General features: G+C 73.5%; 19 protein-coding genes. 17 read left to right on the top strand and 2 right to left on the bottom strand.

Annotated elements, in window-relative coordinates; translation table 11 throughout:
* Window positions 1–70: 70 nt before the first annotated feature.
* The 5 genes from FHX81_RS31215 (at window position 71) to FHX81_RS31235 (ending at window position 5,537) form a co-directional block, all read left to right on the top strand.
* Window positions 71–799, top strand: coding sequence for a hypothetical protein (locus FHX81_RS31215; RefSeq protein ID WP_141981951.1), 729 nt, complete (start codon window positions 71–73; stop codon window positions 797–799).
* Between the two features lie 75 nt (window positions 800–874).
* Window positions 875–2,059, top strand: coding sequence for a putative cytokinetic ring protein SteA (steA, locus tag FHX81_RS31220; protein WP_141981953.1), 1,185 nt, complete (start codon window positions 875–877; stop codon window positions 2,057–2,059).
* Window positions 2,056–2,994: a copper transporter gene (locus FHX81_RS31225; protein ID WP_141981955.1), complete on the top strand. Its 939-nt coding sequence runs from the start codon at window positions 2,056–2,058 to the stop codon at window positions 2,992–2,994. The genes steA and FHX81_RS31225 overlap by 4 nt, the downstream gene beginning before the upstream one ends.
* Before the next feature lie 237 nt (window positions 2,995–3,231).
* A complete protein-coding gene (locus FHX81_RS31230) occupies window positions 3,232–4,920 on the top strand; it encodes a CTP synthase (protein ID WP_425473856.1) in 1,689 nt (562 codons plus the stop codon).
* Between the two features lie 38 nt (window positions 4,921–4,958).
* Window positions 4,959–5,537, top strand: coding sequence for an NUDIX domain-containing protein (locus FHX81_RS31235; RefSeq protein ID WP_281291758.1), 579 nt, complete (start codon window positions 4,959–4,961; stop codon window positions 5,535–5,537).
* 77 nt (window positions 5,538–5,614) lie between these two features.
* Here FHX81_RS31235 and FHX81_RS40860 read toward each other — a convergent pair whose 3' ends face one another.
* Window positions 5,615–5,998, bottom strand: a complete 384-nt coding sequence (locus tag FHX81_RS40860) for a hypothetical protein (RefSeq protein WP_170232235.1) — start codon at window positions 5,996–5,998, stop codon at window positions 5,615–5,617.
* A gap of 35 nt (window positions 5,999–6,033) precedes the next feature.
* Between FHX81_RS40860 and FHX81_RS31240 the strand changes: the two genes are divergently transcribed.
* The gene (locus FHX81_RS31240; protein ID WP_141984232.1) at window positions 6,034–6,414 is read left to right on the top strand and encodes a DUF2752 domain-containing protein; all 381 of its coding nucleotides are present in this window, start codon (window positions 6,034–6,036) and stop codon (window positions 6,412–6,414) included.
* Here FHX81_RS31240 and FHX81_RS31245 read toward each other — a convergent pair.
* The gene (locus FHX81_RS31245) at window positions 6,403–7,005 is read right to left on the bottom strand and encodes a DUF1707 domain-containing protein (protein WP_141981958.1); all 603 of its coding nucleotides are present in this window, start codon (window positions 7,003–7,005) and stop codon (window positions 6,403–6,405) included. The genes FHX81_RS31240 and FHX81_RS31245 overlap by 12 nt on opposite strands.
* 105 nt (window positions 7,006–7,110) lie before the next feature.
* On the opposite strand from FHX81_RS31245, the gene xerD reads away from it, so the two are divergent.
* The 11 genes from xerD (at window position 7,111) to FHX81_RS31300 (ending at window position 18,808) form a co-directional block, all read left to right on the top strand.
* A complete protein-coding gene (xerD, locus tag FHX81_RS31250) occupies window positions 7,111–8,037 on the top strand; it encodes a site-specific tyrosine recombinase XerD (protein WP_246108056.1) in 927 nt (308 codons plus the stop codon).
* A 75-nt stretch (window positions 8,038–8,112) separates the two neighbouring features.
* Window positions 8,113–8,469 carry an ArsR/SmtB family transcription factor gene (locus FHX81_RS31255; RefSeq protein WP_141981960.1) on the top strand — a complete coding sequence of 119 codons (357 nt, stop codon included), beginning with the start codon at window positions 8,113–8,115 and terminating at the stop codon, window positions 8,467–8,469.
* A gap of 115 nt (window positions 8,470–8,584) precedes the next feature.
* Window positions 8,585–9,559 carry a ParA family protein gene (locus FHX81_RS31260; protein WP_246108057.1) on the top strand — a complete coding sequence of 325 codons (975 nt, stop codon included), beginning with the start codon at window positions 8,585–8,587 and terminating at the stop codon, window positions 9,557–9,559.
* Window positions 9,556–9,891 carry a hypothetical protein gene (locus FHX81_RS31265; RefSeq protein WP_141981962.1) on the top strand — a complete coding sequence of 112 codons (336 nt, stop codon included), beginning with the start codon at window positions 9,556–9,558 and terminating at the stop codon, window positions 9,889–9,891. The genes FHX81_RS31260 and FHX81_RS31265 overlap by 4 nt, the downstream gene beginning before the upstream one ends.
* Window positions 9,888–10,739 (top strand): segregation and condensation protein A, encoded by an 852-nt coding sequence (locus FHX81_RS31270; RefSeq protein ID WP_425473857.1) that lies wholly within the window; start codon window positions 9,888–9,890, stop codon window positions 10,737–10,739. The genes FHX81_RS31265 and FHX81_RS31270 overlap by 4 nt, the downstream gene beginning before the upstream one ends.
* Entirely contained in the window at window positions 10,736–11,482 is a 747-nt protein-coding gene (scpB, locus tag FHX81_RS31275; protein ID WP_246108058.1) for an SMC-Scp complex subunit ScpB, read from the top strand. The genes FHX81_RS31270 and scpB overlap by 4 nt, the downstream gene beginning before the upstream one ends.
* Window positions 11,475–12,218: a pseudouridine synthase gene (locus FHX81_RS31280; RefSeq protein ID WP_141981964.1), complete on the top strand. Its 744-nt coding sequence runs from the start codon at window positions 11,475–11,477 to the stop codon at window positions 12,216–12,218. Before scpB ends, FHX81_RS31280 begins: the two co-directional genes overlap by 8 nt.
* Before the next feature lie 173 nt (window positions 12,219–12,391).
* Window positions 12,392–16,138, top strand: coding sequence for an nSTAND1 domain-containing NTPase (locus FHX81_RS31285; RefSeq protein ID WP_141981966.1), 3,747 nt, complete (start codon window positions 12,392–12,394; stop codon window positions 16,136–16,138).
* Between the two features lie 221 nt (window positions 16,139–16,359).
* The gene (locus FHX81_RS31290; RefSeq protein ID WP_141981968.1) at window positions 16,360–17,127 is read left to right on the top strand and encodes an ABC transporter permease; all 768 of its coding nucleotides are present in this window, start codon (window positions 16,360–16,362) and stop codon (window positions 17,125–17,127) included.
* Window positions 17,124–17,930 carry an ABC transporter permease gene (locus FHX81_RS31295; protein WP_141981970.1) on the top strand — a complete coding sequence of 269 codons (807 nt, stop codon included), beginning with the start codon at window positions 17,124–17,126 and terminating at the stop codon, window positions 17,928–17,930. Before FHX81_RS31290 ends, FHX81_RS31295 begins: the two co-directional genes overlap by 4 nt.
* The gene (locus FHX81_RS31300; RefSeq protein WP_141981972.1) at window positions 17,927–18,808 is read left to right on the top strand and encodes an ABC transporter ATP-binding protein; all 882 of its coding nucleotides are present in this window, start codon (window positions 17,927–17,929) and stop codon (window positions 18,806–18,808) included. The genes FHX81_RS31295 and FHX81_RS31300 overlap by 4 nt, the downstream gene beginning before the upstream one ends.
* The last annotated feature ends 268 nt before the right edge of the window (window positions 18,809–19,076 follow it).

Below are 19,076 nucleotides of genomic sequence, written 5' to 3' on the forward strand. Positions count from 1 at the left end.
TGCTGGTAGGTGACGGGTCGGCCGGTCCGCCGGACCGCGGCACGTCACCGGACGCGGAGGAGAACGCCACATGACCCGGCGCGCGATCGCCGTCCTCACCATCGGCGCGGGCGCGCTCGTGGTGGTGTTGGGCTCGCTGTTCACCCTGTACGGGGTGGAGACCGAGATGCGGCCCGGGCCGAACGGCGTGCCGGGCGACGTGCCGCGCCTGGTCGCGCTGACCGGGTGGGAGTACGTGCAGGAGCCGACGCCGCCGGGCCGCCCGGCCGGGGTCGCGTTCGACCACCCCGTCTACGGGTACGGCCTGGTGCTCGGCGCGGCCCTGGCCGCCGTGGGCGGGCTGCTGCAACTGCGGTCGCCGCTGCTCGCGGCGATCGGCCGGTTCGGGGTGCTGGCCGCGTTCGGGGTGGTCGTCGGCGCGCTGTGGTCGGCGCTGGAGACGTTGCGGACGTTGTTCGGCGACCGCGACGTGCCGAGCTCCTACGGGACCTCGGAGGCGTTCTTCGGCGGGGGCACCTGGTTGGTCGGCGCGGGGGCGCTGGCCCTGCTCGCGGGCGCGGCGGTGGCGCACGACTGGCCGGCGCGCGTGCCGCGGCCCACCGGCGTGTCGGTGTACCAGGTGGACGACGACGACACGCCGCCGTTCGGCATCGCCATCCCCGTGTCCGAGCCGGACGTCCCGCCGGCCGGTCCCGTCGCGCCGCCGGTGGCCGAGCTGCCGCCGGTGGTGGAGCTGCCCCACCGGCCGGCCGACGGGCGACGTCACCCGACCGGGGGTAATCCGTCCACTGTGGATTGACGGTGTCACTGACCAGCCTCGATCGGCTCGGCGTGTTGACCGCGGACCGCGGGCGATGTGAGTCACCATCGGTTCATGAAGCTCTCCGGGCTGCTCGGCCGCACGCACCAGGAACTGCCAGGCGTCACCGGTGTGGCGCGGGTCGATCGCCGCTCCGGCGACCTGCTGCGCCGGCTGAGTCCCGGTGACGTCGCGGTCCTCGACCACGTCGACCTCGACCGCCGCACCGCCGAAGCCCTGGTGCACGCCGAGGTGGCGGGGGTGGTCAACGCCTCGCCGTCCATCTCCGGCCGGTTCCCCAACCTCGGCCCGGAGCTGCTGGTGGAGGCGGGCGTACCGCTGGTCGACGGCGTCGGCACGGCGGTGCTGCGCGAGATCAAGGACGGCACCGAGCTGCGGCTGCACGACGGCGGCGTGTTCGTCGGCGGGAAGGAGGTCGCGCGCGGCGTCGAGCAGACCGCCGAGTCGATCGCCGACTCGATGATCGAGGCCAAGGCGGGCATGGCCGCGCAACTGGAGGCGTTCTCCGCGAACACCATCGAGTTCCTGCGCCGGGAACGGGCACTGCTGCTCGACGGCGTCGGCGTGCCCGAGCTGTTCGTGCCCATCCGCGACCGGCAGGTGCTGGTCGTCGCGGGCGGCCCCCGCCACGCCGAGGAGCTGCGCAAGCTGCGCAGGTACATCCGCGAGCACCGGCCCGTGCTGATCGGCGTGGACGCGGGCGCGGACACCCTGCACGACGCCGGGTTCGCCCCGGACGTCATCGTCGGCGACCCGGACGCCATCGGCACCGAGACGCTGCGGTCGGGCTCGGAGGTCGTGGTGCCCGCGCAGGTCGACGGCCACGCGCCGGGCCTGGAACGCATCCAGGACCTCGGCATCGGCGCGGTGACGTTCCCCGCCACCGGCAACTCCGAGGACCTGGCGCTGCTGCTGGCCGAGGCGCACGGCGCGACCCTGGTGGTGACCGTGGGGCTGCAGGCGGGCCTGCGGGAGTTCCTGGACCGGGGCAACGCGGGGTCGACCCCGTCGACGTTCCTGACCCGGCTCAAGCTCGGCAACAAGCTCGTGGACGGCCACGCCGTCGCCACCCTGCACCGCGGCCGCGTGTCGACCGGCCTGGTCGTGCTGCTGGTGCTGGCCGCCGTGGCGGCGATGGTGGCCGCGCTCGCGGTGTCGGGCGTCGCCCACGCCCACGTCGACCTGGTGGCCGACGCGTTCCGCTCCGTCGTCGACTGGTTCAGGGGGTTGTTCGGGTGATCTCGATGCGCTACCACGTCGTCTCCATCACCGCGGTGTTCCTGGCGCTCGCCGTCGGGGTGGTGCTCGGCTCGACCGCGATCAGCGGCCGGCTGCTGTCCGGGCTCGCCGACGACAACGGCTCGCTGGGCCGGGAGGTCACCGCGCTGCGGGTCGAGCGCGACGGCCTGGACGCCCGGCTCGCCGACGCCGACCGGTTCGCCGGCACCGTAGGCCCGCTCGCCGTGCGGGAGCAGCTCGCCGACCGGACCGTCGTGCTCATCACCACCGCCGACACCCGGCCGGGCGACCGGGACGGGCTGGTCGAGCTGCTGCGCGCGGCGGGCGCGAAGGTCACCGGCGAAGTGCAGCTCGCCGACTCGTTCACCGACCCGGGCAAGGCCGACCAGGTGCTCGACCTGGTCGCCCGGCTCCAGCCCGCGGGCACCCGGCTGCCCACCGGCGCCGACCCCGGCACCCGGGCGGGCGGCCTGTTCGGCTCGGTGCTGCTGCTCGACCAGGCCACCAACCAGCCGCGGGCCACGCCGGACGAGGCGGCGGCGGCGCTGGGCGGGCTGGCCAGCTCCGGGTTCGTCAAGGCGGGCCAGGTGCCGCAACCCGCGCACCTGGCCGTCGTGCTCACCGGCGGTGCGGTCGCGGGCGACGCGGCGGCCGACCGGGCGGCGGTCGTGGCGCGGTTCGCCACCCAGCTCGACCGGTCCGGCGCGGGCGTGGTGCTGGCGGGCGGGACCGGGGCGGCCGACGGCACCGGCGCGGTCGGCGTCGCGCGGGCCGACACGGCGGCCACGTCCGTGCTGTCCACCGTCGACCACGCGGACACGGCGGCCGGGCGCGTGGTCGTGGTGCTCGCGCTGCGTGAGCAGGTGGAGGGCAGGGCGGGCCGGTACGGGGTCGCGGGCAACGCCGAAGGTCCCGCGCCCGGGATGGCGGGCTGAGCAGCGCGGTTCCCGCCGCCGCGGCGGGCGTTCGGACGCCGTTCCCCGGCGGTTCGCGGGCCCGTGATCGCCTGTTCGACTCCCCATAGGCCATCCGAGTGACCCGCTTGCGTGCCCGCCGGCGCGCTGGGTGACCGTCGGCGTGTTAGCGTTAGGGCCCGTGGACAGGGCGCTGAGCTGTGCGGAACCACCGCAGCCTGCCCCTAGCGGACATCCAGACCACGGGGAGCCTCCTTGGTGCAGCAGGCACGTACGACCAAGCACGTTTTCGTCACCGGGGGTGTGGCGTCGTCCCTCGGCAAGGGGTTGACCGCGTCCAGCCTCGGTCAGCTGCTCACCTCTCGCGGTCTCCGCGTGACCATGCAGAAGCTCGACCCCTACCTCAACGTCGACCCGGGCACGATGAACCCGTTCCAGCACGGCGAGGTGTTCGTCACCGACGACGGCGCGGAGACCGACCTCGACATCGGCCACTACGAGCGGTTCCTGGCGCGCGACCTGTCCGGTGACGCGAACGTCACCACCGGGCAGGTGTACTCCGAGGTCATCGCCAAGGAGCGGCGCGGCGAGTACCTCGGCGACACCGTCCAGGTCATCCCGCACATCACCGACGAGATCAAGCGGCGCATCCGGGCCATGGCCGAGCCGGGCCCCGACGGCGTCGTCCCCGACGTGGTGATCACCGAGGTCGGCGGCACGGTCGGCGACATCGAGTCGCTGCCGTTCCTGGAGGCGTGCCGGCAGGTGCGCCACGACGTGGGCCGGGACAACGTGTTCTTCCTGCACGTGTCGCTGGTGCCCTACCTCGCGCCGTCCGGTGAGCTCAAGACCAAGCCGACGCAGCACTCCGTGGCCGCGCTGCGCAACATCGGCATCCAGCCCGACGCCATCGTGTGCCGGGCCGACCGGGAGATCCCGGACTCGTTGAAGCGCAAGATCGGCCTGATGTGCGACGTGGACACCGAGGCCGTGGTGGCGGCGGTGGACGCGCGGTCCATCTACGACATCCCCAAGGTGCTGCACGGCGAGGGCCTGGACGCGTACGTGGTGCGGCGGCTGGACCTGCCGTTCCGCGATGTCGACTGGACCGTGTGGGGCGACCTGCTCGACCGCGTGCACAACCCGTCCGAGAGGGTCCGCATCGGTTTGGTCGGCAAGTACGTCGACCTGCCCGACGCGTACCTGTCGGTGACCGAGGCGCTGCGCGCGGGCGGGTTCGCGCACCGCACCAAGGTCGAGATCGTGTGGGTGCCGTCCGACGAGTGCCAGACGCCGTCCGGCGCGGCGCACGCCCTGGGCGGGCTCGACGCGATCCTCATCCCCGGCGGGTTCGGGGTGCGCGGCATCGAGGGCAAGATCGGCGCCATCACCTACGCGCGGACCCGCGGCATCCCGCTGCTGGGCCTGTGCCTGGGGTTGCAGTGCCTGGTCATCGAGGCGGCGCGCAACCTCGCGGGCATCGCGGACGCGAACTCCGCGGAGTTCGAGGACACCGGGTCGCCGGTGATCAGCACGATGGCCGACCAGGAGGACGTCGTCTCCGGGCAGCGGGACATGGGCGGCACGATGCGGCTCGGCGCGTACCCGGCGTCGTTGCTGCCGGGCTCGCAGGTGGCGGCGGCCTACGGGTCGCTGGAGGTGTCCGAGCGGCACCGGCACCGGTACGAGGTCAACAACGCCTACCGGGCGAAGCTGGCGGAGTCCGGGCTGGTGTTCTCCGGGACGTCGCCGGACGGGCGGCTGGTGGAGTTCGTCGAGCTGCCGGCCGACGTGCACCCGTTCTTCGTGGCCACCCAGGCGCACCCGGAGCTGAAGTCCCGCCCGACCCGCCCGCACCCGCTGTTCGCGGCGTTCGTGAAGGCGGCGTTGGGCTACCGGCTGGCCGACCGGCTGCCGCTGCCCGAGCCCGCGGGGGCCGCGCAGTGACTCCTCGGCACGAGTTCGGAACTGTTTCGTCGCGGGACGTGCACGTCGGGCGCGTCGTCGCGTTGCGGGTGGACGAGGTCGCCATGCCTGGTGGCGGTACGGCGTCGCGCGAGGTGGTGGAACACCTCGGTGCGGTGGCGGTGGTGGCCTTGGACGATGCCGGTGCGGTGACGCTCATCCACCAGTACCGGCACCCGCTCGGCAGGCGGCTCTGGGAGCTGCCCGCCGGGCTGTTGGACGCCGGGGACGAGGCGCCGCTGGCCGCCGCGAAGCGGGAGCTGGCCGAAGAGGTCGGGCTCGCGGCGGCGGAGTGGACGACGTTGGTGGACGTCGCCGTCTCCCCGGGGTTCACCGACGAGGTGGTGCGGGTGTTCCTGGCACGCGGGCTCACCGAGGTGGACCGCGACGTGCAAGGCGATGAGGAGGCCGACCTGGAGGCGGAGCGCTTCCCGTTGGCCGAGGCGGTGGACATGGTGCTGGCCGGGGAGATCGTCAACGGCCCCGCCGTGTCCGGCCTGCTCGCCGCGCACGTCGTGGTCACCGGCGGCGGGACGGGGCGCCCCTCCGACGCCCCGTTCACCGACCGCCCGACCCGCTTCGCCGCCCGCTCCGACTGACCTGGGCGTTGAACTCGGGGTACCCGGGCGTTCGACTCTCGGGTCCTGAGCGTTCGACTCTCGCGAGAGTCGAACGCTCAGGACCCGAGAGTCGAACGCTCAGGACCCCTGAGTTCGACGCTCAGGCGCAGGACGGGCAGCGGCGGGCGCGGGTGGTCGCGGTCGAACGGCGTGGCGCCGCGCGGTGTGCGCAGGCCGCGCCGCTTCTCGGCCCGGCGGGTCGCCGCGTACGCCGCCAGGTCCGCCTTCCACTCGGCCCGCAGCGCCAGGAGCAGCTCCAACGCCGCCGCCAACGCCCGCTCGTCGCGCTCGAACGGGCCCGCCTCCAGCTCCAGGTAACGCATGCTGACCGCGTAGGGCGCGGCGTGGAACCTCCGCACGCACGACCGGAACGACGACACGCGGTGCGGCAGCGGCACGGTCGCGTCGCCTGCCCGGCGCGCGTACCAGGAGAAGCTCATGGTCGGCGAGTGTGCCGGACCGGGAGCGGCGGATAATGGGCGGCGTGGGTGTGCGAGGGCCGTTGGCGGTGGCCGCGGCGGCGGTCGGCGGGTGCGGGGTGCTGCTGTTCGTGGACCCCAACCAGCCGGGGTCGCTGCTGCCGCCGTGCCCGCTCTACGCGGTGACCGGCATCCAGTGCCCGGCGTGCGGGTCGACGCGGATGGTGCACGCCCTGCTGCGCGGTGACCTGGTCGCCGCCTGGCAGTTCAACGCCGTGATGCTGGTCGTCGGGCTGCCGTTGCTGCTCTGGCTGTGGACGCGGTGGTTCCGGGCGGCCCGGGAAGGGCGGCCGACACCCCCGGTGTCGCGGGGGGTCGGCGTGCCCGTGGTGGCCCTGGCCGTGACCTGGATGGTCGCGCGGAACCTAGTCGCGTAGCTTGCGGCCCTGGCTGTCGGTGCCGCCGTTGACCAGCAGGATGATCCCGTCGACCAACGACCAGATCCCGCACCCGCCGCACGTCAGCAGTTGCGCGATGCCGATCGCCGTGTCCCCGATATAGAACCGGCCGATGCCGAACGGCAACGCCAGTTGCAACACACCCGCCGCGATGCGCGACTTGTCCGACAGCGGCTGCCCGGTCAGCGGGTCCACGCCGTACGGCGCGTTCGGGTTGAACCCGGGCGGGTAGCCGTACGCCGTGCCGTGGGTCCGGGACGGGTCGGCGTAGCCGGGCGGCGGATAACCGGGGATGCCCTGACCGGGCGTGGCGGCATAGCCCGGCGGTGGCGGCGGCGCCTGGTACGCGGCGGTCGGCGGGTAGGTCGGCGGCAGGAACGCCGGGTGCGGCTGCGGCAGGTCGTGGAACAGGGCGGCCAACTCCTGCGCGGACTGGGCCGCGGACGCGTAGCCGACGCGCTGCTCGTACTCACCGATTTCCAGCCGACCGGCCGCGAAGTGGTCGTTCAGGGCGCTGATCGCCTCTTCGCGCTGCTGGTCGCCGATCCGCACCTGGTGTGGTTCCGACACGGGTGGAACGCTAACAGCCCGCGGCCGCCGAACCGGCCGGAACCCGCTGGTCGGCATCCCGCCGATCCGCCCGTTCGGCGAGGACGCTCCTAACCTTGAGGCACGATGACCCCCACCGGCCCACCCCCACCCACCCCGGCGACCCGTGCGATGCGCGCCTACCTGGACCACCTCGCCGTCGAACGGGGCACGGCGCGCAACACGCTCGACTCCTACGGCCGCGACCTGCGCCGCTACGCCGAGCACCTGACCGCCGCCGGCGTCGACGACCTGACCGACGTCACCGAAGCCCTGGTCGGTGACTTCCTCGCCGCCCTGCGCGAATCGGGCCTGGCCGCGTCCTCCGCCGCGCGCACCCTGGTCGCCGTGCGCGGCCTGCACCGGTTCGCGCACCTCGAAGGCATCACGGCCGACGACCCGGCCCGCGCCGTCCAACCTCCGACGCCGCCCCGCAGGCTGCCCAAAGCCCTCCCCGTCGACGACGTGCTCAAGCTCCTCGACGGGCCCGCCGACACCCCCGCCCAGCTCCGCGACCGGGCCCTGCTGGAACTGCTCTACTCCAGCGGCGCGCGGATCTCCGAGGTCGTCGGTCTGGACGTGGACGACGTCGACGCGGACGAGCGCACCGTGCTGCTCGACGGCAAGGGCGGCAAGCAGCGGATCGTGCCGGTCGGACGCCCGGCGCTCCGGGCACTGGACGCCTACCTGGTGCGGGCCCGGCCCGTGCTGGCCAAGCGGGGCACGCCCGCGTTGTTCCTCAACGCCCGGGGCGGGCGGTTGTCGCGGCAGACGGCGTGGCACGTGCTGAAGACCGCGGCCGAACGGGCGGGTGTCCGAGCCGAAGTGTCGCCGCACACGCTGCGCCACTCGTTCGCCACGCACCTGCTGGAAGGGGGCGCGGACGTGCGCGTCGTGCAGGAACTGCTGGGCCACGCCTCGGTCACCACGACGCAGGTCTACACGTTGGTCACCGTCAACACCTTGCGCGAGGTCTACGCGACGGCCCATCCTCGCGCAACGGGTGGAACGTGAGCGGCCCACGGGTAGCGTGAGCGCTCGCCCGCCCCACGTCATCGACGAGCCCGACGAGCTGGAGGTGCCGACCCGGTGCCGAACCTGGACGAGCCCGAGCGCACCGCGATCGAGCTGGGCGCCGTGCTGCACGCGTTGAGCGACCCGACCCGGCTGGCGGTGGTGCGGCAGATCGAAGCCGACGGCGAGCGCCTGTGCGGCGCGCTGATGGTGGACGTCGCCAAGTCCACGTTGTCGCAGCACCTGCGCGTGCTGCGGGAAGCGGGCATCACCCGCACCAGGGCCCGCGGCAACCAGCGGTGGGTGTCGCTGCGGCGGGACGACCTCGACGAGCTGTTCCCCGGCCTGCTCGACGTGGTGCTCCGCGCGGCCGAGCGGAACGGCCGTCCGGTGGACGACCCGGCGGGCGACCCGGCCGCCGCGGCGCGCTGACCCGCCGGCTCAACGCGTCGAGAACGGTCGACCGCGCTTCGGCGGGGCGCGTTGCTGGTCGCCCTCCGTGTGCTTAGGCTGCGCCCAGGCAGAGGACTAGGAATCGGGAAGGGCGATGTCGACACCGGAGCACGCGGGCCAGCCGTGGGGCGCACCCCCACCACCCCCGCCACCGTCCGGTGTGCCGCGCGCCTCGGTCGAGCTGAGCCTCGCCCCGCACGCCGCACCCGCGGACGAAGACGCGACCGAGCAGGTCGCGGGCGACATCGGGCCGACCGGCCGCCCGTTGCGCCACGTCGCCGACCCACCGCTGATCGCCCGGCACGGCCCGGCGAAGATCCTCGCGGTGTGCAACCAGAAGGGCGGGGTCGGCAAGACCACGTCCACCATCAACCTCGGCGCGGCCCTGACCGAGTACGGCAGACGGGTGCTGCTGGTCGACTTCGACCCGCAGGGCGCGCTGTCGGTCGGCTTGGGCGTGCACCCGCACCAGCTCGACCAGACGATCTACAACGTGATCATGGAGCGCGACGTCGGCGTCGGCGACGTGATCATGCGCACCCCGGTCGAGGGCATGGACCTGCTGCCCAGCAACATCGACCTGTCCGCCGCGGAGATCCAGCTGGTCTCCGAGGTGGGCCGGGAGCACACGCTGGTCCGCACGCTGCGCCCGGTCATCGAGCACTACGACTACGTGCTGGTGGACTGCCAGCCGTCGCTCGGCCTGCTCACGGTCAACGCCCTCGCGGCGGCCGACGGCGTCCTCATCCCGCTGGAGTGCGAGTTCTTCAGCCTGCGCGGGGTCGCCCTGTTGATAGACACCATCGAGAAGGTCAGGGAGCGGTTGAACCCGAAGCTCGAGATCACCGGCATCCTCGCCACCATGTACGACCCGCGCACGCTGCACTCCCGCGAGGTGATGGCGCGCGTGGTCGAGGCGTTCGGCGACGTCGTGTTCGACACGGTGATCAACCGCACCGTCCGGTTCCCGGAGACGACGGTCGCCGGCGAGCCGATCACCCGCTGGGCGCCGCGCTCGGGCGGCGCGAAGGCCTACCGCGCGTTGGCGCGCGAGGTGATCGCCCGGTGACCCGACGCCCATCACTGCCGGGCGCGTCCGAGCTGTTCCGCCTCACCACCGGCGCTGCCGACGACGGCGTCCCCCCAGCCGGGGCGCCTGCGGCCGAGGCACCCGCGCAGCGGCGCGGCACCGGGCGGCAGAAGCACTCCACCAAGATCACCGTGTACGTGTCGGACGAGGAGCTGCTGGCGCTGGAGCACGCGCGCCTGGCGTTGCGCGGCGAGCACGGCCTGGCGGTCGACCGGGGCCGGGTGGTGCGCGAGGCCATCGCGATCGTGCTGGACGACCTCGAGGGGCACGGCGACGACTCGCTGCTGGTGCGCAGGTTGCGCGAGCGGTGAGCGGTGACGCGCCCGAGATCGAACCCGCGCCGGTCGAGGCGGCCGAGCCGGCGGCGGTCGACGACGGCCGGTTCAAGGTCAGGCTGACCAACTTCGAGGGGCCGTTCGACCTGCTGCTGCAACTGATCTCGCAGCACACGCTGGACGTCACCGAGGTGGCGCTGCACACCGTCACCGACGACTTCATCGCCTACATCCGGGCGTTGGGCGACGGGTGGGACCTGGACGAGACGACCGAGTTCCTGGTCATCGCGGCGACCCTGCTCGACCTCAAGGCGGCGCGGCTGCTGCCCGCGGGCGACGTGGAGGACGAAGAAGACCTCGCGCTGCTGGAGGCACGGGACCTGCTGTTCGCGCGGCTGCTGCAGTACCGGGCGTACAAGCAGGTGGCGGCGCTGTTCGGGGAGCTGGAGCGCGGCGCGTACCGGCGGTACCCGCGGTCGGTGGCACTGGAGGAGCGGTACGAGGGGCTGCTGCCCGAGGTGATGCTGGGCGTGGACGCGCGGCGGTTCGCCGAGATCGCCGCGGTGGTGTTCCGGCCCAAACCGCCGCCGACGGTGTCCACGTCGCACATCCACCAGCACCGGGTGTCGGTGCGCGAGCACGCCGACGTGCTGCGGGCGCGGCTGGCGGAGCTGGGGACGGTGACGTTCGCCGAGCTGATCGCCGAGTGCACGGAGACGATGGAGGTCGTGGCGCGGTTCCTGGCGCTGCTGGAGCTGTACCGGGAGCAGGCGCTGGCCTTCGAGCAGCCGGACCCGCTGGGGGAGCTGCGCATCACGTGGGTCGGCGGCACGGTCGAGCAGGCGCGGGCGCACGCCCGGGACGAGGACGAGGAGTACGGGTGAGCGACCGCGGAGCAACCGGTCCCGCCGGGTCGGACGAGCCGGTGGTCGGGCCCGACGTGGCGGTGGAGTCGGTGGCGGCCGGGTTCGAACGGGCCGGGACCGACGAGGCGGCCGAGCCCGTGCCGCCGTTGCCCTTGCCGCCGGTGGTCGGGCCGGAAGCCGAGGACGAGGGCGAGGCCGGAACCGGCGGGCTGCCCGACCTGGCCGACGACGCCGAGTTCGAGGGCGCGTTGGAGTCGATCCTGCTGGTCGTGGACAGCCCGATCGCCGAAGAGCAGCTCGCGGGCGTGCTCGACCAGTCGGTGAAGCGCGTCACGGCGGCCCTGCGCCGGCTGTCCGCCCGGTACACCGAGCAGGGCAGCGGCATCGACCTGCGTAGAATCGGGGACGGCTGGCGGTTCTACACTCGGGACCGCTTCGCGCCATTCGTGGAGAAGCTGCTGCTCGACGGGCAGCGCGCCAAGCTCACCCGGGCCGCGTTGGAGACACTCGCGGTCATCGCCTACCGGCAGCCCGTGACCAGGGCCCGGATCGCGGCGGTGCGCGGGGTGAACGTCGACGGGGTCATCCGCACGCTCGTCGCGCGCGGCCTGATCGCCGAGACGGGCACGGACTCCGACACGGGTGGCATCCTTTACCGCACGACCGAACTGTTCCTGGAGCGGTTGGGGCTGTCGTCGCTGGGCGACCTGCCGCCGATCGCTCCCCTCCTGCCCGAAGTGGATGCGATCGACGATGTCTGACCAGGCCAACCCCGAGGGGATCCGGCTCCAGAAGGTGCTCGCCAAGGCGGGCATCGCCTCGCGGCGGGTCGCCGAGGAGCTGATCGAACTCGGCCGCGTCCAGGTCGACGGCGAGGTGGTCCGCGAGCAGGGCCGCCGCATCGACCCGGACACCGCGGTCGTGCACGTCGACGGTGTGCGCGTGGTGCTCAAGGAGGACGTGGTCACCCTCGCCTTCAACAAGCCGCGCGGGGTGCTGTCCACCATGCACGACGACGCGCACCGGCCGTGCGTGGGCGACTACCTGCACAACCGCAAGGAGCGCCTGTTCCACGTCGGCCGGCTGGACGCCGACACCGAGGGCCTGCTGCTGCTGACCAACGACGGCGACCTCGCGCACCGGCTGATGCACCCGTCCTACGAGATCACCAAGACCTACCTCGCCGAGGTGCCCGGCCCGATCCCGAAGGACCTGGGCAAGCGGCTGCGCGCGGGCGTCGAGCTGGAGGACGGCCCGATCGCGGTCGACTCGTTCAAGCTGATCTCCTCCATGCCGGGCAAGGCGCTGGTCGAGGTGGTCCTGCACGAGGGCCGCAAGCACATCGTGCGCCGCCTGCTCGACCACGTCGGCCACCCGGTGGAGCACCTGGTCCGCACCGCGGTCGGCGAGGTGCGCCTGGGCAACCAGCGCCCCGGCTCGATGCGGGTGCTCAACCGGCAGGAAGTCGGCTCCCTGTACAAGGCCGTCGGGCTGTAGCCGGGGCAGGCGCTTGGCGGGGTCCCCCTTCCCCACCAAGCGCCCCTCCCCCCTGGCGGAACCCCTACCGGTTCCACCGCCATTCCTACGGCAGACGGGTTGTTCAGTGTCAGCGCGTGGACGCTGAACAGGCTTTTCTGAACAATCGGCCGCGTCGAAGGGGAGGGCGACGCATGGCCAGACGGGAGAGCCCGTTACGGGCCGACAGCGGTGACCTGGGGGAGTTCGCCGCCGGCCTGAGGGCGTTGCGCGAACGGGCGGGCGGTCCCACCTACCGGCGGCTGGCCCACGACGCGCACTACTCGGCGGCGGCCCTGTCGGAGGCGGCGAACGGGCGGCGGCTGCCGAGCCTCGCGGTCACGCTCGCGTACGTGCGGGCCTGCGGCGGCGACGTGGTGGCGTGGGAGGCGCGCTGGCGCGAGCTGGCCGAACGGGCCGCCGACGCGAACCCGCGCACCCCGCCGAAGGACACCGACGCCCCGTACACGGGGTTGGCGGCGTTCCAGGTGCGGGACGCGGACCGGTTCTTCGGCCGCGACCGGGTGGTGCGGGAGCTGCTGGGCCTGCTCGCGCGCCGCCGGTTCGCCGGGGTGTTCGGCGCGTCCGGTTCGGGCAAGTCGTCGGTGCTGCGGGCGGGCCTGGTGGCGACGTGGGGCCGGCCCTCGCTGGTGCTCACGCCCGGCGCGCGCCCGGTGGAGGAGTTGGCGGTGCGGGCCGCGGCGTGCACCGGCCGGGACGCCGCCGCGCTGGCCGCCGAGTTCACGGCCCACCCGGAGAACCTGCACCTGCGCGTGCGACAGGCGCTCGTCGAGGGCGACGACGACCTGCTGGTCGTGGTCGACCAGTTCGAAGAGGTCTTCACGCTGTGCCGGGAGCCGGCCGAGCGGGCCGCGTTCATCGCCGCGCTGACCACCGCCGCCACCACGCCGACCAGCCGCACGCGGGTCGTGCTGGGTGTGCGCGCCGACTTCCTCGGCCACTGCGGGCAGTACCCGGAGCTGGTGGAGGCGTTGCGCGGCGGGCACGTGCTGGTCGGGCCGATGACGGCCGACGAGCTGCGCGAGGCGATCGTGGCGCCCGCCGTCGCGGTCGGCTGCAAGGTGGAGACGGCGCTGGTCACCCGCCTGGTCGCGGACGCGGCGGGCCAGCCCGGGGTGCTGCCGCTGGTGTCGCACGCGCTGCTGGAGACGTGGCGCAGGCGGCGCGGTGTCGCGTTGACCCTGGCGGGCTACGAGGAGGTCGGCGGGGTCGAGCACTCGATCGCGCGCAGCGCCGAGCAGGTCTACACCGCGATGAGCCCGGCCGGGCGGCAGGTGGCCAAGGAGGTGTTCCTGCGGTTGATCGCGGTCGGCGAGGGCACCGAGGACACCAAGCGGCGGGTCTCCCGCGCCGAGGTCGACCACCCCGAGGTGCTGGCCGCGTTGGCGCAGGCGCGGCTGGTGGTGCTGGACCGGGACTCGGTGGAGCTGGCGCACGAGGCGCTGATCCGGAACTGGCCGCGGTTGCGCGACTGGATCGCCGAGGACCGGGCGGGTCTGCGGGTGCAGCGGATGCTGACCGAGGCCGCGCACACGTGGGAGTCGCTGGAGCGGGACCCGGGCGCGCTGTACCGGGGCACGAGGCTGGCGCTGGTGCGCGAGTGGGTGGACGGCACGCGCGGTCCCCGGCTCACGCCGGGTGAGCTCCGGTTCCTGGAGGCCAGCGTCGCCGCGGACGACGCGGTGCGCGCCATCGAGCAGCGGCGCACCCGCAGGCTGCGGCAGCTCGTGTCGGTGATGGCGGTGCTGCTGCTCCTGGCGGGCGGCGCGATCGTGCACGCGTTCCGGGCCGAGCGGTCCGCGACCGAGCAGCGCAACATCGCGCTGGCGCACAAGGTGATCACCCAGGCCGCCGCGCTGCGCGACACCGACCCGGCGCTGTCGTTGCAGCTCACCCTGGCCGCGCACCGGCTCACACCGCTGCCCGAGACGCGGGACGCGCTGTACGGCGCGTTCGCCGAGCCGTACGCGACCCGGATCGGCGCGGTGCGCGCGGTGGCGGTCAGCCCGACCGGTTCGCTGCTCGCCGTCGCCGACGACACCACCGTCATGGACGTGCGGCTGGTGGACATCGCCGACCCCCACCGCCCGGAGCACCTCGGCCCGCTGGCCGGGCTGGTCGACCCGTGGGCGTTGACGTTCAGCGAGGACGGCGAGTGGCTCGCCGGCGCGTCCGCCGACGAGGTCGTGGTGTGGCGGGTGGCGGACCCGCGCCACCCGGTGGTCGTGCACCGGTTCGGCGACCTGCCGGCCGAGCCGGTGGTGGCCCTGTCGTTCCCGCCCGACTCCCGGTACCTGGTGGCGGGGTTCCAGGCCGGTCCGCCGCGGGCCTGGGACCTGGCCGGGGGAGGCGTGCCGGTGGCGCTGCCGCTGCCGGGCGGGTCGCCGGCGGTGGCGTTCCTGTCCGGGCACGTGGTGGCGGTCGTGTCCGGTGACCGGGTGCTCTCGGTCGACCTGGCCACCGGGGCGTCCGGCGTCCTGGTGAGCGGGGTCGGCGCGGTCACCGCGCTGGCGGTCGGCGACGGCGGCCGGGTGGTCGCCACGGCGGGGGAGGACCGGGTGGTGCGTCTGTGGGAGGTCGCCGACGCCTCCGGGAGCGCCCGGCAGACCGCCGCGCTCCGGCACGGCGGCGACGTGCGCGCGCTGGCGTTCAACCAGGACGGACGGGTGCTGGCCACGGCGGGGGACGACCGCTCGGCCCGGCTGTGGGACGTCACCGTCCGGCGGGCGCCGGTGGAGGCGGCGGCCCTCGACGGGCACCTCGGCCCGGTCACCGCGGTGGCGTTCGCGGCCGGGGGACTGGCCCTGGTCACCGCGGGCAGCGACCGGACGGTCCGGCTCACCGATCTCACGGAGCTGCCGGTGGCGCACCCCGTGACGCTGCGGTCGGTCACGGTCGCCGCCGACCGCGGCCTGGCGGCCACCGTCGACGTCGAGGGCGTGCTGCGGCTCGTGGACATCTCCGAGCCGCGCGGCCCGCGCACCGCGTGGCCGTTGACCGCGCACCCGGGGCGGGTGCGGGTGGCCGCGCTCAGCCGGGACGGCGAGCACCTGGTCACCGTCGCCGCCGACGGGCGGGTGCGGGTGTGGCGCACGACCAACCCGGCCTCGCCCGACCTGGTCGGCGAGGCGGGCCGGGCGACGACGGTGGCGTTCAGCCCGAAGGGCACGCACTTCGCCACCGGCGGGCTCGACGACGGCGTGACGCGCCTGTGGAACGTGGCGACCCTGGTCCAGATCGCCGAGATGCGCGACAAGCACCACCCGGACGCGCCGACCGCCGCGCTGGCGTTCGACGCCGCGGGCGACCGGCTGGTGGTCGCCAAGCTCGGCGGGTCGGTCGAGGAGTGGGACACCACCGTGCCGATGTGGCCGAAGCGGTGGCGGCGTGACGTGCTCGACGTCCGGTACCCCAGCGCCGTGGCGCCGGTGCCGGGCGGGATGGTGACCGTGGAGCCCGACGGCCGGGCCGTGCTGTGGCGACACCCCGAGCAGCTGGGCGACCCCCGAGGCGACCCGGAGGTGCGCTTCACCTCCGCCGAGCCGCTGGGGTCGGCGGCGCGGGCGGTCGCGGTGGCGGACGACTCGGTCGTGGTCGCCGGGGCCGACGGGACGCTGCGGCTGTACGACGTGGCGGACGGCGGGCCCGCGCGGCAGGTGGCCGTGTTCGCCGGGCACACGTCGGGGACCAACTCGGTGGCGTTCGCGCCCGACGGGCACACGCTCGTCAGCGCGGGCGACGCGGTGCTGCGGTTCTGGGAGACCGACCTGGGCGCGGTGGTGACCCGGATCTGCGCCACCGCCCACCCCGGCATCACCGCGCAGCAGTGGGCGGGCTACTTCCCCGACCTGCCCCACGAGCCGCCGTGCACCGGTCGCTAGCGCCGGGCCCCGCCGGCGCCGGACCCCACCCGTGCCGGCCCGCTCCCGAGCCGCCCACCTCCGTGCCCACCCGCCGTCCGGGCGGTGCTTCAGCGGCCGCTGACAGCAATTTGCAAGATCACATCATGAAGTTTTACCGCCACTCATTGTGGCGGGGCACTTCACTCTCTAGATTGAGCCGGGTTAGTTGGGGTTGATCAACTGGGAAGAGGCGTTTGCGCGTGCGTGCGCTCACCCGAGGACTGCTCGGTGTGGCCGGGTTCCTCGTCATCTGGGAGCTGTTCGGCCGGTCCCGGCTGGTGCCCTCGGAGTACTTGCCACCGCCGTCCGTCGTAGCGGTGGAACTCGTGAAGTTGTTGGGGGATGAGGCTTTCCTGCGGGACGTCGTCGCGACGGTCCTCGCCGTGCTCATCGCCGTGGCGCTGTCGGTCGGGATCGCGGTCCCGCTCGGCCTCGTCCTGGGCAGCGTGGCGTCCGTCCGGCACGCCACCCGCGCCGTCGTCGAGTTCCTGCGCCCCATCCCGTCGGTGGCGCTGATCCCGCTGGCGGTGCTGCTGCTCGGCATCGGGCCGGAAACCAAGATCACCCTCGCGGTGTACGCGGCGATCTGGCCCATCCTGTTCAACACCATCTACGCGCTCGACGAGCTCGACCCCCTGTTGGTCGAGACCGCCCGCGCGTTCGGCTCCGGCCGGGTGCGCGTGCTGGCGTCGGTCGCCCTGCCCAGCGCGTTGCCGTTCGTGCTGACCGGCATCCGGCTCGCCGCCACGACGAGCCTGGTCGTGATCGTCAGCGTGGAGCTGCTGGAAGGCGGCTCCGGCGGCATCGGGCAGTACATCGCGATCGCGCGCAGCGGCGCGGGCCGGATGGACATCGTCCTGGCCGGCACGGTGGTCGCGGGCGTCATCGGCTACCTGCTCAACGAGGGGCTGGAACGCGCGCAGCGCCGCTGGGTCGGCTGGAGCGCGGTCACCGGAGGTCGGTCGTGAGTCGATTCCTGCAGCGGTGGGCGGTGTTCGCGGGCCTCGTCGTGGTCTGGGAGCTGCTCACCTGGTACGCCGACGACACGTTCTTCCCCCGCCCCACCGAGATCGCCGAGGCCGCGCACGACCTGTGGTTCTCGGGTCCGGCCGGTGACCTGTTCCTCACCGACACGGTGTTCGACCACGTGTTCCCGAGCGTCGGCCGGCTGCTCGCCGGCTGGGGCATCGCGGCCGTCGTCGGAATCTCGCTCGGCGTGGCGCTCGGTCGCTCCGCGGCGGCCGCGGAGTACGCCGGGCCACTGCTGACGTTCATGCGCTCGATCCCGCCGCCCCTGCTGGTGCCGGTGTTCCTGCTCGTGTTCAGCGTCGGCACCACCATGCAGCTCGCCACGATCGTCTTCGGCGTGCTGTGGCCCATCCTGCTCAACAGCATCGACGGCGCCCGCTCCGTCGACGCCACGAAGTTCGAGACCTCGGCGGTGTTCCGCATCCCCAAGCCACAGTGGATCCTCGGTGTCGTCCTGCCCTCCGCGGCGCCGAAGATCTTCGCCGGGCTGCGGGTCTCCCTGTCGCTGTCGCTGGTGCTCATGGTCGTGTCCGAACTCGTCGGAACCGACAACGGGATCGGGTCGCAACTCCTCGTCGCACAGCGGGAGTTCGACTTCCCCGACATGTGGGCCGGGATCATCCTCCTGGGTGTCCTCGGCTATGCCCTCAACACCGTGCTCCTCTTCTTCGAGCGCAAAGCCCTTGCGTGGCAACCGAAGCAGGAGCGCACCCCCGCGACGGTGGAGGAAAAAGCAGTATGACCGCGATGCTCGAAGTGGCCGACCTCGGCCACACCTACCAGGCGAAGGACGGCGCGCACACCGCGATCGCCGACCTGTCGTTCACCGTCGGCACCGGCGAGTTGGTCTGCGTCGTCGGCCCGTCCGGCTGCGGCAAGTCCACGCTGCTGCGCACCATCTCCGGCCTGATCCGCCCCACCCGCGGCGAGATCAGCCTGCACGGCAACGAGGTCCGCGGCGTGCCCGACGACCTCGCCGTGGTGTTCCAGGACTACAGCCGCTCGCTGTTCCCGTGGCTGACGGTGCAGAAGAACGTGGAGTTCCCGCTGCGCCGCACCCTGGGCCGCGCCGAGCGCCGCGTCCGCGCGGCCGAGGCGCTGGAGTGGGTCGGCCTGTCGGCGGCCGGCCGCAAGTACCCGTGGCAGTTGTCCGGCGGCATGCAGCAGCGCGTCGCCATCGCCAGGGCGCTGGCCTACCGGCCCGCGTTGCTGCTGATGGACGAGCCGTTCGCGTCGGTGGACGCGCAGACCCGGTTCGAGCTGGAGGACCTGCTGCTGAAGGTCCGCACCGAGCAGGACACCACCGTGCTGGTGGTGACGCACGACATCGACGAAAGCGTTTACCTGGGCGACCGGATCCTGGTGCTCTCCACGTCGCCCGCGTCCGTGGTGGCCGACCTGAAGGTCGACCTGCCCGCGCAGCGCGACCAGATCACCACCCGGGAGTCCGAGGCGTTCGTCGCGCTGCGGGCCGAGGTGGCGCGGCTGCTCAACGTCGGCAAGACCTCCGAGGAGGTCCGGGCGCGCCGCAAGGCGAACGAGCAGCAGGCCGCGAAGTGGGCCGAGGCGGAGCGGGCGGAGGCCTCGCGCGCGGAGGCCGAAGAACGCGCCACGACGTGATGGGCGCATTCCTGGACTAGGGAACGCCGGACGGGCGATCCGCGGCTTGTCGGCCCTCTCAGGGGCGGCGCCGGGGGTCGCCCGTTGTCGTGCGCGGGGGTGTCCGGGACGGTTATGGGCGTGGGTTTCGACGGCGGTCGTTCGCAACGATTCGACATCTTTCCCGCCGTGCGCCGGCCCGTCACCATGATCACCGGGACGTCATCGCGTGATTACCCGCCGTGCCCGCCGGGGGCTTTTTCCCCGCTGATTGCGGACATTCCATCGG

Origin of the sequence: Saccharothrix saharensis (assembly GCF_006716745.1) — a bacterium.
GTDB classification, from domain to species: domain Bacteria; phylum Actinomycetota; class Actinomycetes; order Mycobacteriales; family Pseudonocardiaceae; genus Actinosynnema; species Actinosynnema saharense.